At 40.0% G+C, this 14,464-nt stretch carries 14 protein-coding genes; 11 read left to right on the top strand and 3 right to left on the bottom strand.

Going from position 1 to position 14,464, the window contains the following annotated elements:
- The first annotated feature begins 106 nt into the window (after positions 1–106).
- The 10 genes from B6F02_RS00990 (at position 107) to B6F02_RS00945 (ending at position 10,038) form a co-directional block, all read left to right on the top strand.
- Entirely contained in the window at positions 107–1,096 is a 990-nt protein-coding gene (locus B6F02_RS00990; RefSeq protein WP_080145537.1) for a GGDEF domain-containing protein, read from the top strand.
- 135 nt (positions 1,097–1,231) lie between these two features.
- On the top strand, positions 1,232–1,648 hold the full coding sequence (locus B6F02_RS00985; protein WP_080145536.1) for a pyridoxamine 5'-phosphate oxidase family protein: 417 nt from the start codon (positions 1,232–1,234) through the stop codon (positions 1,646–1,648).
- 235 nt (positions 1,649–1,883) lie between these two features.
- Positions 1,884–2,624 (top strand): WecB/TagA/CpsF family glycosyltransferase, encoded by a 741-nt coding sequence (locus tag B6F02_RS00980; protein WP_080145535.1) that lies wholly within the window; start codon positions 1,884–1,886, stop codon positions 2,622–2,624.
- Positions 2,621–3,703, top strand: coding sequence for a glycosyltransferase family 4 protein (locus tag B6F02_RS00975; RefSeq protein ID WP_080145534.1), 1,083 nt, complete (start codon positions 2,621–2,623; stop codon positions 3,701–3,703). Before B6F02_RS00980 ends, B6F02_RS00975 begins: the two co-directional genes overlap by 4 nt.
- A gap of 108 nt (positions 3,704–3,811) precedes the next feature.
- Positions 3,812–5,287 carry a nicotinate phosphoribosyltransferase gene (locus B6F02_RS00970; RefSeq protein WP_080145533.1) on the top strand — a complete coding sequence of 492 codons (1,476 nt, stop codon included), beginning with the start codon at positions 3,812–3,814 and terminating at the stop codon, positions 5,285–5,287.
- 71 nt (positions 5,288–5,358) lie between these two features.
- Complete coding sequence (gene nadE / locus B6F02_RS00965; RefSeq protein WP_080145702.1) at positions 5,359–6,186, top strand: ammonia-dependent NAD(+) synthetase; 828 nt, start codon at positions 5,359–5,361, stop codon at positions 6,184–6,186.
- Positions 6,187–6,312: 126 nt separating this feature from the next.
- Positions 6,313–7,449 carry an N-acetylglucosamine-6-phosphate deacetylase gene (gene nagA, locus B6F02_RS00960; protein ID WP_080145532.1) on the top strand — a complete coding sequence of 379 codons (1,137 nt, stop codon included), beginning with the start codon at positions 6,313–6,315 and terminating at the stop codon, positions 7,447–7,449.
- On the top strand, positions 7,439–8,170 hold the full coding sequence (locus tag B6F02_RS00955; RefSeq protein ID WP_372924823.1) for a glucosamine-6-phosphate deaminase: 732 nt from the start codon (positions 7,439–7,441) through the stop codon (positions 8,168–8,170). The genes nagA and B6F02_RS00955 overlap by 11 nt, the downstream gene beginning before the upstream one ends.
- Positions 8,171–8,260: 90 nt before the next feature.
- The gene (locus B6F02_RS00950) at positions 8,261–8,977 is read left to right on the top strand and encodes a GntR family transcriptional regulator (protein ID WP_080145530.1); all 717 of its coding nucleotides are present in this window, start codon (positions 8,261–8,263) and stop codon (positions 8,975–8,977) included.
- A gap of 245 nt (positions 8,978–9,222) precedes the next feature.
- Positions 9,223–10,038: an SGNH/GDSL hydrolase family protein gene (locus tag B6F02_RS00945; protein ID WP_080145529.1), complete on the top strand. Its 816-nt coding sequence runs from the start codon at positions 9,223–9,225 to the stop codon at positions 10,036–10,038.
- Between the two features lie 42 nt (positions 10,039–10,080).
- Here B6F02_RS00945 and B6F02_RS00940 read toward each other — a convergent pair whose 3' ends face one another.
- A complete protein-coding gene (locus B6F02_RS00940; protein WP_080145528.1) occupies positions 10,081–11,181 on the bottom strand; it encodes an LCP family glycopolymer transferase in 1,101 nt (366 codons plus the stop codon).
- A gap of 175 nt (positions 11,182–11,356) precedes the next feature.
- Here B6F02_RS00940 and B6F02_RS00935 point away from each other — a divergent pair, with 175 nt between their 5' ends.
- On the top strand, positions 11,357–12,448 hold the full coding sequence (locus B6F02_RS00935) for a glycosyltransferase family 4 protein (RefSeq protein ID WP_080145701.1): 1,092 nt from the start codon (positions 11,357–11,359) through the stop codon (positions 12,446–12,448).
- 32 nt (positions 12,449–12,480) lie between these two features.
- On the opposite strand, the gene B6F02_RS00930 is transcribed toward B6F02_RS00935, so the two are convergent.
- Both B6F02_RS00930 and B6F02_RS00925 read right to left on the bottom strand, forming a co-directional pair.
- Positions 12,481–13,551 (bottom strand): LCP family protein, encoded by a 1,071-nt coding sequence (locus B6F02_RS00930; RefSeq protein WP_256864617.1) that lies wholly within the window; start codon positions 13,549–13,551, stop codon positions 12,481–12,483.
- 182 nt (positions 13,552–13,733) lie between these two features.
- The gene (locus B6F02_RS00925) at positions 13,734–14,369 is read right to left on the bottom strand and encodes a YigZ family protein (RefSeq protein WP_080145526.1); all 636 of its coding nucleotides are present in this window, start codon (positions 14,367–14,369) and stop codon (positions 13,734–13,736) included.
- Positions 14,370–14,464 lie beyond the last annotated feature (95 nt).

The raw sequence follows: 14,464 nt of genomic DNA, 5'->3' as shown, positions 1-14,464 counted from the left end.
TGTCTGAAATGTGAACACACATTCTATTTAATAACACTGTCTTTCTCATATTTATATGAATAAAAAATAGTTTAGCCTATAATTAGTAAGTGAAAGGTGTGAGCACATGACCGAAAATATCCTTCAGCAAGAAGTTGAAGATCTGAAGAAAGAACTTGAATCAGTTAAACGGTTAAACAAAGAGTTATTAAAACTGCAGGAGGAACAAGATTCACTTGATTTCGCCTGGTCAGGAAACCTTGGACACTGGTACTGGGATTTCACAGTAAATAGAGTGACTTTCAATCCTATGAAAGCAATGGCGCTCGGATTTACAAAAGAAGAATTACCGGAATATGTAGATTTTCAGTTCTTTACAGATAGATTGCATCCAGATGACTACGAACGAGTAATGGATGCAATGCGAGATCATCTTTCCAATAAAACTCCAGTATGGGAAGTTAGATATCGAATCAAAACAAAAGACGGTCAGTACCGCACTTATTATGATCGTGGGAAAGTAACTAAGCGATCAGATGAAGGGGCACCTTTATTTTTATCTGGTATTGTATTTGATATTACGGATTACGAGGATGAAAGACGCCGCTTGCTGGAAGAAAATAAAGAGTGGGCGATCCAATCCAGAAAAGATTCTTTAACAGGATTATATAATCGTGCGAATATCTTGTTTGAGTTAGGAAAACTTGTAAATGAGGCACAAGTAGGTGCTGATAAAACCTTATCGATCCTTTTACTAGATATCGACAACTTAAGTCACCAGAACTCTTTATTTGGTCCGCTATTCGGTGATGAAATTATCAAGAAGGCTAGTCAGATCATTGAAGACACCATTAAGCCTGAAGATCTTGCCGGAAACTTTGAAGGTGGAAAATTCATGATTGTTATGCCGAATACAACAAAAGACAGTGCGCATCAAACCGCTGAACGAATCAGACAGAAATTGGCTTCTGCTGATTACAGTGAGCCTGCAGAAGTAACCAGCAGTGCCGGCATTGCTCAGTATATGCTAAAAGAAACGGTCAGTCAGTTATTCAATCGGGCAGATCGCATGCTGTATAAAGTTAAAACGAACGGGAAAAACCAAGTAGAATCTTAATATGGTAAAGATAAGAAAGGAAGCAGCTGTCAGCTGCTTCTTTTTTTGGTTTCTGTTTTGAAAGCAGATTCTTTGAATGCTGGGCGGATCTCTGTCATAGTTAAGATAATCAATTGAATAAAAGGAGATGGGAAAATGGAAGAGGTCAAAGAGAGAGCACTTAAGATCATGGACAAAAAAGATGTAGGTGTGCTGGCAACAATCGCAGATAATAAACCGGTTGCACGGTACATGTCTTTTTACAGTGAAGGGTTTAACCTGTATACCATAACAGATAAAAGAACTGAAAAAGTTGAAGATATTCAAAATAATCCACATGTTTTTGTCCTATTAGGACATGAAGAAGGTATGTTTGACAAAGATTATGTAGAGATTGAAGGAACCGTTTCTACAAGCACTGATCAGGAGATTATCGATAAAGCTTGGAATAAGTATATGGACAAACATTACTCCAGTAAAGATGATCCTAATATTCTTGTCTTGAAAATTGAAGCCTCTAAAGTTAACTTGAAAAACAGAACCGGTAGTGAGATACAAGAAATTATTGTGTAAGTAACAATAAATGTTGATGACGTGGTTTTATGCAAAAGCGAAAGGAGGTCTGAACAGCCTTTTTTCGCTCTTTTTGTTTATCTCAGTAAAGGACATATAGAGATAGTCTAAGAATGGTAATAACAGGCTTACACAAATCAGCTCAAGTATAAAAGTTTCACTAAATGATGACTGTACGCTAAGCCAAAATTGTATTACAATAATAGCAATAGAAACTACGGAACGGATGAATGGAATGGACGAAAAGAAGGTCTCGATATTAGGCATTCCTTTTGATAATTTAACTCAAATTGAATTTCTGACCCGGCTGCTCATTAGAATGGAAAAACAGCAGAAGACATTCTTAGTCACTGCTAATCCGGAAATCGTTATGTATGCTAAAGAAGATCCAGCTTATTTCGACTTATTGCTGAAAGCAGATTACATAGCGCCAGATGGCATCGGAATCGTTAGAGCTGCAAAGAAGTTGAATATGCCTATTAGAGAACGCGTGCCAGGATTTGACTTGATGCTGGGGCTGCTGGATTTATCTAACACTCACAGAAAACGAGTCTTTTTCATCGGAGCGCAAGAAGAGGTTATTGAACAAGCGGTACAGAATGCAAAAAAAAGATGGCCGGACATGATCCTTGCCGGATATCACCATGGATACTTCGACCACTCGGATCCAAAAATGATTGAACAAGTGAAGGCTTCGAAACCAGACTTGATTTTAGTTGCTTTTGGTTTTCCAAGGCAGGAAAAATGGATTTATCAATACTTGAAGTCTGCGGATTACGGCATAGCTGTTGGAGTAGGCGGAAGTTTTGATGTGCTGTCCGGCAAAGCCAAACGTGCACCGAAACTGGTTCAGAAACTGCACATTGAATGGTTGTACCGCTTAATGAAGCAGCCGTCTCGTTATCAGCGGATGCTGGCTCTGCCGGCATTCATGAAAAAAGTTAATCAGCAGAAACGAAAAGAGCAGAAAAAATGAAAATTTTACATGTCAATGCAGGAAACGAGTTCGGAGGAGGACTATTCCATATTCAGTCGCTTTTTCGTGGGATGGATACAATCGATATGGAGCTGCTGGTTTTTGAAGAAGGCCCTGTTGCAGATATGGCTCGAAAAAGCGGAATAACTGTCTATATTTTATCTCAACAATCTAGATATGACATACGTGTTCTGAAAAAATTAAGGCAATTGATTCAAAGAAACGGTTATACAGTCGTGCATACGCATGGACCGAGGGCCAATCTATTTGTCTCGCTGCTTCACAGACTGATTGCTGCGAAATGGATTATGACTGTACACAGTGATCCAACGCTAGACTTCGAGCATCGCGGTATAAAAGGCAAGCTCTTTGAACAGATTAACCTGAGGACACTAAAAAAACCGGATCATTTAATTGCTGTATCTAAAGAAATCAAATCAATCCTTATGCAAAACAATGTTTCGGCCAGTCAAGTCTCAGTAGTGCACAATGGTCGAGCTTTCAGCGAAGACTGGAAACCGGCAGCAAAAGATACATCCATTTTTAGGATGCTTACAGTTGGAAGACTGGAAAAGGTCAAAGGACACCGTTACCTGATTGAAGCACTGCGGCAACTGGATTTTTCAGATTGGATGTTAACGATCTGTGGTTCAGGCGAAGAAGAAGTTGAGTTGAAAGCACTAGTGAACCGCAGCGGCTTAACTGAAAAGGTTCTTTTTTTAGGCTGGATCGATTCAGAAGAAGTCAGTCGACAGTTTTCTAAGGCAGACGTCATGATCTTGCCATCCTTAAGTGAAAGTTTCCCTTTAGTCGCTTTAGAGGCGGGAGAAAAACGGCTGCCGGTCATTGCATCTGAAGTTGGGGACGTGAAAGATATGATTCCATCTGAACAGTATGGATGGCTGGTTCCAAAAGGAAATAGTACTGCTTTGAAGAAAGCAATCGAGCAAGCTCATCATGAATGGAAGACTGGACGTCTCGAAGCAGTCGGTAAGTCATTTTATGCATGGAGTCGTCAATTTACGATTGAAAAACAAGGAAATGAAACAGTAGAGGTTTATCGAAAAGTAAGTGAATAAACGATAGAAACCGCTCAGAAAAAGCAGGGTTCTGCTGAATGGGCTGTCTTTGTACAGATGTGCTATACTAGCTATCAGGATGCAAGGACCAAGTAGGAGGATAACATTATGAACCGAACGTATGCTGATGACAGTGTAGCGCTGCATACAGACTTGTACGAAATCAATATGATTTTAACGCACTGGAAGAAAGACAATCATCATAAGAAAGCAGTATTTGAAGTCTATTACAGAAGCAACCCTTTTGGGATGGGCTATACAATTTTCGCCGGATTAGAAAGAATCGTCCGCTATATTGAGAATCTTCATTTTACAGAGTCAGATATCCAGTACCTTAGAGAGGTTGAAGGCTATCCGGAAGAGTTTTTGGCATTTTTGAAAAATTGGAAATTCAAGGGAAGCTTGCGCTCTTTTAAAGAAGGGGAAGTTGCTTTCGCAAACGAGCCTTTGATCCAAGTAGAAGGATCTATCGTGGATTGTCAATTGATTGAGACAGCTTTATTGAATATTGTGAACTTTCAAACACTCGTGGCAACGAAAGCAGCTCAAATCAAAAGTGCTGCTGGAGAAGACCCAGTCTTGGAGTTCGGAGCTCGCCGAGCACAGGAAATGGATGCAGCGATCTGGGGAGCGCGTGCAACTTATATTGCCGGAGTAGATTCCACCAGTAACACTAGAGCAGCTAAAATCTTTGGGATTCCAGCCTCAGGAACACATGCTCATGCGTTAGTCCAAGCTTATCGCGATGAATATCAGGCTTTTAAGGCATATGCTGAGACCCATAAAAACTGTGTCTTTTTAGTAGATACCTTTAACACTCTAGAATCGGGCGTTCCAAATGCGATCAAAGTCGCAAAAGAAATGGGTGATAAAATCAATTTCTTAGGCGTTCGATTGGATTCTGGAGACTTGTCTTATTTGTCTAAACGGGTTCGTCAGCAATTAGATGAAGCTGGATATAAAGAAGCGAAGATTTTCGTTTCTAATGACCTTGATGCAGAAACTATTCAAAATTTGAAAATGCAGGGTGCTAAGATAGATGTTTGGGGTGTTGGGACGAAGATGATTACAGCATATGACCAGCCGGCATTAGGTGCTGTTTATAAAATTGTTTCAGTAGAAGGAAATGACGGCAATATGCATCATACCCTTAAATTAACAGGGAATGCTGCTAAAATTTCTACACCAGGAAAAAAACAAGTCTGGCGCATTCGCTCACATAATGACAAGAAGCCTGAAGGAGACTATATTACTCTAATCGATGAAACGCCGAATGAACAAGAAGAACTGTTCATGTTTCATCCGCAATATACCTATATCAACAAAACACTAACAGATTACAAAGCCCGTCCGCTGCTGCAAGAGATTTTTGTAGAAGGCAAGAGAGTCTATAAATTGCCGAAGCTGGAAGAAATTCGTATGTACGCGAAAGAGAGCTTATCTGAACAGTGGGAAGAACATAAACGTTTGTTAAATCCAGAACCTTATCCAGTAGATTTGTCTCAGAAACTGTATGATGCAAAAGTAGAGACCATAAATTTATTTAAAAAAATTCCAAATAAAGAGTCCGAATCTTTGTTTTAAAAGAAGTCAAAAATCTGTGTTAAACTAGTTTTATAATAATGAGAAAACTTTTAATGGGGGATGACAGAAAAATGTCAGAATTAAAAAATCAGATTATAAAAGAAATGGCTGTGCAGCCCGAAATCGATCCAAAAGAAGAAATTAGAAAAAGTGTCGACTTAATGAAAGACTATTTGAAAAAGCATGAGTTTCTTAAAACGCTGGTTTTAGGTATCTCAGGAGGCCAGGATTCTTCATTGCTGGGAAGACTTGCACAACTTGCAATGGAAGAACTCCGCGAAGAAACCGGAGATGAGAACTACGCTTTTATAGCAATGCGTCTTCCTTACGGCGAACAAGCTGACGAAGAAGAAGCCATGGCGGCGATAGACTGGATGAAGCCGGATAAAGTAGTTAGAGTAGATATCAAGCCGACGGTAGATGCAAATGAAGCGTCACTAAAAGCAGGCGGAGTAGAAGTCACTGATTTCAATAAAGGGAATATCAAAGCACGCGAGCGTATGGTAGTACAGTATGCCGTTGCAGCACATCACAGCGGAGCAGTTTTAGGAACAGATCATTCTGCAGAAAGTGTGACTGGGTTCTTTACTAAATACGGCGACGGCGGTACTGATTTGAACCCGTTGTTCCGTTTAAATAAAGGTCAGGGAAAAGCGTTGTTAAAAGAACTTGGTGCTCCCGCTAAGTTCTATGAAAAAGTACCGACTGCAGATTTGGAAAGTGACCGTCCGGGCCGCTCTGATGAAGATGCTCTTGGAGTAACTTATGAAGAAATCGATCGTTACCTGACTGGACAAGAAGTATCAGAACAGGCAGCAAAAACGATTGAAAGCTGGTACTTGAAAACGCAGCACAAACGCCATCTCCCCATTACCGTTTTTGATGATTTCTGGAAGTAAGACAAAAGAAGTTAATCGAGCTGAGACAATCCTGTCTCGGCTCTTTTTTTGGTGAATAGATAAAGATTGACTTTTTGGTATATACCAATTACAATGTGAATGAAGAGTTGATAAGGAGGAATTAACATGGTCACAGTACTCACGAATGCAGAGATCTATACCGGCGAAAGCGTTATAGAAAAAGGGTTTATACGGTTTAATGACACCATTGTCAGTGTAGGGAGTATGGAAGCATTTGAACCGGAAAGTGAAGAAACTGTTCTGGATATGAAAGGAAAAAAAGTCATTCCCGGATTTATTGATGTGCACAGTCACGGAGGATACGGCATTGATAATATGGATGGTACGTCTGAAGAAATCAATGAGATGACTGAAAAAATGCTGTCAGAGGGTGTAACAAGTTATTTTCCTACTACGATGACTCAGTCAGATGAACAGATCGAACAAGCCATGAAGACGATCAAACAGGTAGCGGAGATGAATCCGATGATTCAAGGAATTCACATTGAAGGTCCTTTTATTTCTAAAGCGCATAAGGGAGCTCAGCCGGAACAGTATATCGTTGTAGCGGATGCTGAAAAAATCAGCAGATGGAACGACTTGAGCGGCGGCCGCATCAGATTAGTCACCTATGCACCGGAAACAGGAGATGTTACAGAGTTTGAAGCTTACTGTCAGGAAAATGAGATCATTTTATCGGCAGGCCATTCAGGAGCGACGTATGCCGAACTGAAAGACTCGAAAGCAACTCATATTACTCATCTGTTCAACGGACAAAAAGGACTGCATCATAGAGAAATCGGTGTCAGCGGATATGGGCTTTTGGAAGACAGTGTCACAGTGGAAATGATTGTGGATGGACTGCACATTGTTCCCGAAATGGTCAAACTGGCTTACAAAGCTAAAGGGGCAGATGGAATTGAACTGATTACGGATTCTATGCGTGCAAAAGGTGCTCCGGAAGGTGAAAGCGAATTAGGCGGACAGAAAGTTTATGTTAAAAACAAGCAAGCGAGACTGGAAGATGGTACGCTCGCAGGAAGTGTATTGACATTTATTGATGCATTTAAAAATATTATTCAGTTTACAGGCTGTTCGATTGAAGAAGCTGTCAAAATGAGTTCATACAACCAAGCAAAAGAGTTTGGACTTGTAAATAAAGGGATGTTGTCAGCAGGAAAAGACGCTGATCTATTGGTTTTAGATAGTGACTTGTCTCTTCAAAAGACAATAACAAGAGGAGAAATGCATGATGTCAGATAAACAATTGCAAGAAAAGCATGATTTAAATGTAATCATCGTTGATGACAAAGAAGAAGGCGGAAGAAAAGCATTCGAACTAGTAGAGGAAGCCGTTCAAAACGGCGCACAAGTGCTTGGTTTAGCGACTGGCAGTTCACCCGTGCCACTTTATAATGAAATGAAAAATAGTGAAACGGATTACTCTCATTTAATTTCAATCAATTTAGATGAATATGTCGGGCTCCCAGAAGATCATCCGCAAAGTTATCATACTTTTATGTATGAGCATCTATTTCAATATAAACCTTTCAAAAAAACTTTTATTCCAAATGGATTAGGGGATGAAGAAGAAGAAATAAAAAGGTACAATAGAGTAATAGAAGAATACCCGATCGACTTGCAGATCTTAGGGATTGGAACGAACGCACATATCGGATTCAATGAACCGGGCACACCGTTTCTTCAAGAAACGCATATGGAAAAATTGACAGATGCAACGATTGAAGCGAACAAGCGTTACTTCGAAACAGAAGAAGATGTTCCCAAATACGCTTTTTCAATGGGCATCAAATCAATTGTTTCAGCGAAAAAAATCATTTTGATGGCGTATGGTGAACAGAAAGCAGAAGCCATCAGTAAAATGATCAACGGTCCAATCACTGAGGAAGTACCGGCCAGTATCCTGCAAACACATGACGATGTGACTATTATTGTAGATAAGGCAGCTGCAAGTAAACTGTAAAGTATTCTAACGCACCAGATCGCAGAAAGTGAGTAGCGAAAACAGACTATTCTGATCCTGCAAGGTGTGAAGTTAGAAAGGAAGATTTGCATGCCTAAAAAAATGCCAGTATATATTCAAATGCATAATCAAATGAGAGAATGGATCAACACAGGAGAATGGAAAGAAGGAGAAAAAGTGCCTTCTGAACGAGACTTGGCGCTGCAGTTCGACGTCAGTCGTATGACGGCTAGACAAGCAGTGAATACACTAGTAGATGAAGGACTTCTTGAACGACGCAGAGGATCCGGAACCTTCGTAGCGCTGGAAAAAGTTCGAGAAAAAATGAGCGGAGTCCCCAGCTTTACAGAAACAGTTGAGCGACAAGGCAAAGTACCGGCCAGCAAGCTAGTGGCTTTTCATACTAAACCGGCCAGTATCAGTGAAGCGGAGAAACTGCAGATTGAACACAATGAAGAAGTTCTGATCATGGAGCGGATCCGTTCAGCAGATGGTATCCCAATCTGTTATGAAGTGGCGACGATTCCTTATAAATATGTACATGATCTCAGTAAAGAACAGATTACGCAACATTTATTCAAAACACTTGAAGTAGAAAAAGGCATGCGTGTCGAAAGAGCTGAACAGACCATCTCGGCTACTTGGGCATCAGAATCAATCGCTGAAATGCTGGGCATCAAACGAGGATCTTCTGTATTAAGGCTGCGTCAAGTCAGCTATAGCCAAGATGACACACCGTTTGAATATGTAAGATCTCAATATGTTGGCGACCGCTACGAGTTTTTCTTGGAAGCCGCAAAGAAATAAGGAACTTTTCAAAAGAATAGATTAGCCATTTTCAAGTCATTCAACCAGCGAGTTGTGTGCCTTTGGAAATGGCTTTTTATATAGAATAGGTTAAATGTGCACAAATTTTTACAATAAAATAAAAACAATCGTCTAAATTAAAAATATGCGAGACTTCAAGTGGATTCTTCGATAAAATAAGACTGTTTAAACCGTTTGTACATAAGAATCATTACCATTGTAAGAAAGGGGAGGAGATCGGTGAAATGGATAGACCAGTAGTTTCCAGACGAAATCTGTTGTTTGTATGTCTTTGTGCCATGCTGATTGTCATCAGTTCATATTGGCTGATCAATAAACAGTTCAAAGCAACTTCTCAAGAACTGACTCAGACGTACATGAATCAATACGCTGATGGATCTGAAACCATTTTGAATCGCGCAAAATTTGTGACTAAAAGAGATGGCGTTGTGGATATCGCCGTGCTGGGCAGCAGTGTAACGAGAGGGAAAGGTGCTACAGCTGCACAGCCTGTATGGGGGAAAAGGCTGGAACAGCAGTTGAATACCTTGGAAGGGATCAAAGCGACAGTATGGAACCAGGGATTTAACGGATACAGTACTACGGATCTGCTGGTAAACGGCAAGGTCGGTGAAACCATTGGCCTGCATCCGGATATTGTGATTTTTGAAATGAGCTTGATCAATAATAACCGTTATCCGCAAAACGATTTAGAGCAGACAAAACAAGAACTGTCTGATATCATGGATCGGTTTCAAAAGCAGCTTCCTCAGACCCTTGTCTTACTGACAACTGCCAACCCAACGATTTATAATGATGTCTATCTGGACAATGGTTTATTGACCTACCATCAGTATAATAAAGAGATCACTCAATTTGTTCGAGAACAGCAATGGCCGTTTATAGATATATATACTCTAATGTCGCAAAATATCGATGAAAATGGTAGTCAACTGACAGAATTCTTAGCAGATGCCGTTCACCCGAATGGGAACGGATATCAGTTGTGGTATAAGTTACTGGCTGATCGCTTGAATACACCAGTATCAGAGTTAAAATAAAAGACAGCCGTTCCGTGTGAATGGCTGCCTTTTGTTTATGCTTTATTCAGTTGTGGAATCGTCTTCCAGTGGATTTGAGAACGAATCATCTGAATCCTCCGTTGAAGGAAAATTTTCAAACTCTTCATCCAGTCCAACTTCACTTTCATCTTGTGAGCCAGTTGAATCACTCAACTCTAAATGTTCTCTTAATTCTGTTTTGATTTCTTCCAGACTTTCCTCATAGGGCTCCCAAACATAAAGATCTAATCCATATCTTGGGAAATATACAGTATCTGCAGCACCCGCAATTTCCAGCGTTTCTACATTTTGTGCGGCTTCTGTATAGTTGTTGGCAATTGTCCAGATTTGACGACCGGAAAGGTTAGTTTGCAGATTATTGCGGATAGCATCCAAAATAGATGAAAAGTTTGCGAACGTATCAAAGGACAGTAGTTCATCTGCTAGTGACTGGATCACTTCTCGCTGTCTTTCTTGTCTTCCCCAATCTCCTCGAGGATCCTGTTTACGCATTCTTGCATACCCCAAGGCATGCTCGCCGTCAACTGTCTGAATTCCTTCTTCTATCTGAATAGCATCCATATTTTCATTACTGTCCTGTACTGTAAATGAAAAAGGAGCGTCCACAGTGATTCCGCCGACAGCATTGACTAAGTCAACTAGACCATCAAAGTTTAAGGTGGCATAATAAGAAATGGGGATATCCATGTAATCTTCGACAAAATCAATGGTTCCTGAAACGCCGTAGATAGTATATAGCGCATTGATTTTTTCTTGTCGGTCCGAATTCGGAAGCGTTATGAGCGTATCGCGCGGAATCGAAACCAGCTTAACAGAGTCGATATTTGGATTAATCGTTGCAACGATCAAGGTATCTGAACGTCTTGTATCTCCTGTATCGTCTAGTCCCATAAGCAGTACGGAAAATGGATGCAGCTCTTCCAGTCTGGCATCCTGTTCTGAAGTATCCTGAAGTTCTTCAGGCGTGTTTTTTGAAACGTCTCCTAAAAATCTGGAGATCTCACTGCCATAATAGCCTACACCGGTTCCGAAAATGAAAAAAGCGATCAGAACAACGCTGTAGATGATGCGTCTGATCCATTTATTTCTTTTTTTTCTATGAGTATGTTTTTGTGAACGCATATTAGCCTCTATTCTATGCTGAATTTTAAATAATGATTTAAACAAAGCGGTTGGATGATAGATTTACTATTCTATAGTTTAATTCAGATGATTCATAAATGCAATTGTGTTTTCGTTTCCTGCAGTGCTATAATGAAAGAAAGTTTACCAGAAATGAGTTATTGATATGTATGATATGTTCTTAGTTTTCCTAGTCTGCATAGCTACAACTGTCCTTAGTTTTATACTGACCTATGTTTATAAAATTGTTGCAGTAAAGTTGAATTTTGTAGATGTTCCAGAAGCTAGAAGAGTCCACAGTAAAGTAATGCCGACAATGGGCGGTATTGCTGTTTTCATTGCGTACTATTTATCACTATTCGTGCTGCTTCCCATACCAGATGAACAATTACTGCCTGTGTTTATAGGCTCCTTAGTAGTGCTGCTAACGGGAATTATTGACGACAGGAAAAATCTTACACCTATTTTAAAAGTTCTAGGAATATTAGTGGGTGCACTTTTAGTCTATTTTTATGGAGATATTTCTCTGGAAACCATGACGTTGCCAATCGTAGGAACATTGGAATTCGGCTCCTGGAGTTTGCCGTTTACGCTGCTTTGGATTCTAGGGTTTACCAATGCCGTCAATTTAATTGATGGATTAGATGGATTGGCCAGCGGTGTATCGATGATTGCTTTAACAACCATGGGAGTTATCGGATTTATTTTTTTGACTATTCAGGAAGTGTCTGTTTCAATTATGATTTTTGTTTTGGTTGCCGCAATCGCTGGATTCTGGCCGTTTAATTTCCAGCCGGCCAGCGTGTTCTTAGGAGATACTGGAGCACTTTTTATCGGGTTCATGATTGGAATTTTTTCACTGCAAGGGTTGAAAAATGCTACGTTGATTTCACTCGTTCTTCCAGTAGTCATTCTGGGTATCCCTGTAACAGATACCTTGTTTGCCATGATTCGTAGGAAAATGAATCGACAGTCGATATCGGTAGCAGATAAAAATCACATTCACCACCGCTTGATGTCACTAGGATTGTCTCATCGGCAAACCGTAATGGCAATTTATCTTGTATCGCTGATTTTTTCTATTATTGCCTTGCTGTATAACTTTTCTACTTTATGGGGGTCAATTCTACTGACGATATTTGTCTTGATTGGAGTAGAGCTTTTCGTAGAAATTATCGGATTAGTTGGATCAGATAGACGACCGTTGCTGAAGGCATTAAGACAATTTGGAAACCAACTGAACAAGAAAAAACCAGACGATAAATGATCGTCTGGTTTTTTCCTGTTACTTTAACTAGTTTACTGAACTTCGTCTGAGTCCGGATTATCAGCAGAGCTGGCTTCGCTTGAATCTTCTGAAGAAGTTTCATCTTCTTCTGCTACGCTGGCGTCAAGAGAAGCTTTCAAATCGTTTTGGATATTAGCCAAACTGGTAGGATCGATTCTAACGAGATCCATCCCTCTTTCTGTGAAGCTGGTCCACTCAAATACATGTGAGTTGATAGCGAAATCACGATTAAGTCCTGTTTGAGCCAAAGCAGTCATATCTTTTAGGCGCATATCCGTTCTCATATTTGCTCCAACAGTTTCTACAATCTCTGTATACCTAGGAATAGATCCCAAACTTAAAGCTTTTTTCATAATTGCTTGAATAACAAGCTGCTGACGATGTCCGCGTTCCACATCATTATCAATTTTACGAGTCCGGGCAAGGGCTAAAGCTTCTTCACCATTTAAGGTTTGATAACCTTCTTCTAAATGAATGGTGCTCATTTCACCAGAAGAATTCTGTTCAGAAAAAGTGATCGGTACATCCATTTCAATGCCGCCCAATGCATCAATAATTTCTAGAAAAGCATCAAAATTGAAGGTCGCATAGTAATGGATCGGCACATCTAAAAATTCTTCAACAGTCTCAATCATTGTACTTTCTTCATCTACTGCATAAGCCGAGTTAATACGATTATATTGCACAACTTGCCCATTTTGCATAATGGGCACATAGGTGTCCCGAGGAATGGAAACCATTTCCATCTTGCGTGTAATAGGATTTACTGTCGCATAAATAATAGAATCAGCACGAGCGGAACCAAGTGAACGAGAGTCAGCCTGATCATTATCTACTCCTAGAATCAAGAAAGATACAGGTTCTTCAATTGGATTGACCTCTGCCATCGGTTCTGAACGTTCGACTTCATGATAAGAAGCTTCAATGGCGTTTTCGGTAGTGGCCAGTAATTTGGCAAAGTATCCCATAGCAACCAAGATCACTGCAAAAATCGGAATCAGAAACATAAGGATAATTTTTTGTTTTTTCTTCTTATTAGATTGCCGAGTGGTTGCTCGACTGTTTTTATATTTTTTAGACAAGTCAGGTACTCCTTTAGCTGGGACAAAATTTTCTGTAAGCATAAATATTCTAGTCTACATTATTATCCTTCTGTTGTGCAGTGTCAAGACTTGAAAAAGAAATTCATTTAACTGTCATTATTGTGTGCAACTATTGACACAAAGCAAGCAAGGTGTCGGTTTTTTGAAATCTAATCAATCGGTCAGTCAGCAGCATCGACTTCGATCCAGGCTTGTTTTCCGATAGAAAATAGACCTTGACCATTTGTCCATTCTGTAACGGACTGTTTGAACAACTCTTCTGACTCAATTGGAATGACACAATTAAACCCTACTTGGTCAGTGTAAGAGATGTCTTGCAGTAAATAGTCTGACTGACGAAGCTGATTTTCCAGTTTCCCACTCATCGGGTAAGAAACCGTCACATTTATAAACTGGTGCAGCTGGCGTTCAACGATACCTATTTCAGATAAGGCATCATTCACTGCACCACCATAAGCACGAATCAAACCGCCAGCACCCAGCTTCGTTCCGCCAAAATAACGGGTAACGACAGCTGTCACATTGTTCAAGTTGCGCTTTTTTAATAGTTCAAGCATAGGAACACCTGCCGTTCCGCTGGGTTCGCCGTCATCGTGAGCTCGCTGGATTTCTTGGCGTTCACCCAATATGTATGCAGAACAGTTGTGGTTGGCTTTCCAGTGTTCCTTTTTGATCGATTCAATAAAAGCAGAAGCTGCTGTTTCAGTTTCAGTTCTTTTTAAATGACAAATAAAACGAGATTTTTTAATATCCATTTCATGTGAACCCTCAGTTTTTATTGTCCTAAAATTTTGCATTATTTTTTCGACCTTTCTTTTTTTTATCCAATTAGTGTATAATGAATCTGGTGTATTTACAAGGCGGTTCTATGACCATTTTATAGGGGGCATAA

This window comes from Marinilactibacillus piezotolerans (assembly GCF_900169305.1).
GTDB lineage: Bacteria > Bacillota > Bacilli > Lactobacillales > Carnobacteriaceae_A > Marinilactibacillus > Marinilactibacillus piezotolerans_A.
The sequence above is the reverse complement of the archived record's forward strand: the minus strand, read 5'-3'. Positions and strand labels throughout refer to the sequence as shown.

What these genes read in the sequence shown, in the direction of transcription:
- B6F02_RS00990 (WP_080145537.1), top strand. Translation starts at nt 107, where the DNA reads ATGACCGAAAATATCCTTCAGCAAGAAGTTGAAGATCTGAAGAAAGAA.
- B6F02_RS00985 (WP_080145536.1), top strand. Translation starts at nt 1,232, where the DNA reads ATGGAAGAGGTCAAAGAGAGAGCACTTAAGATCATGGACAAAAAAGAT.
- B6F02_RS00980 (WP_080145535.1), top strand. Translation starts at nt 1,884, where the DNA reads ATGGACGAAAAGAAGGTCTCGATATTAGGCATTCCTTTTGATAATTTA.
- B6F02_RS00975 (WP_080145534.1), top strand. Translation starts at nt 2,621, where the DNA reads ATGAAAATTTTACATGTCAATGCAGGAAACGAGTTCGGAGGAGGACTA.
- B6F02_RS00970 (WP_080145533.1), top strand. Translation starts at nt 3,812, where the DNA reads ATGAACCGAACGTATGCTGATGACAGTGTAGCGCTGCATACAGACTTG.
- nadE (WP_080145702.1), top strand. Translation starts at nt 5,359, where the DNA reads ATGTCAGAATTAAAAAATCAGATTATAAAAGAAATGGCTGTGCAGCCC.
- nagA (WP_080145532.1), top strand. Translation starts at nt 6,313, where the DNA reads ATGGTCACAGTACTCACGAATGCAGAGATCTATACCGGCGAAAGCGTT.
- B6F02_RS00955 (WP_372924823.1), top strand. Translation starts at nt 7,439, where the DNA reads ATGTCAGATAAACAATTGCAAGAAAAGCATGATTTAAATGTAATCATC.
- B6F02_RS00950 (WP_080145530.1), top strand. Translation starts at nt 8,261, where the DNA reads ATGCCTAAAAAAATGCCAGTATATATTCAAATGCATAATCAAATGAGA.
- B6F02_RS00945 (WP_080145529.1), top strand. Translation starts at nt 9,223, where the DNA reads ATGGATAGACCAGTAGTTTCCAGACGAAATCTGTTGTTTGTATGTCTT.
- B6F02_RS00940 (WP_080145528.1), bottom strand. Translation starts at nt 11,181, where the DNA reads ATGCGTTCACAAAAACATACTCATAGAAAAAAAAGAAATAAATGGATC.
- B6F02_RS00935 (WP_080145701.1), top strand. Translation starts at nt 11,357, where the DNA reads ATGTTCTTAGTTTTCCTAGTCTGCATAGCTACAACTGTCCTTAGTTTT.
- B6F02_RS00925 (WP_080145526.1), bottom strand. Translation starts at nt 14,369, where the DNA reads ATGCAAAATTTTAGGACAATAAAAACTGAGGGTTCACATGAAATGGAT.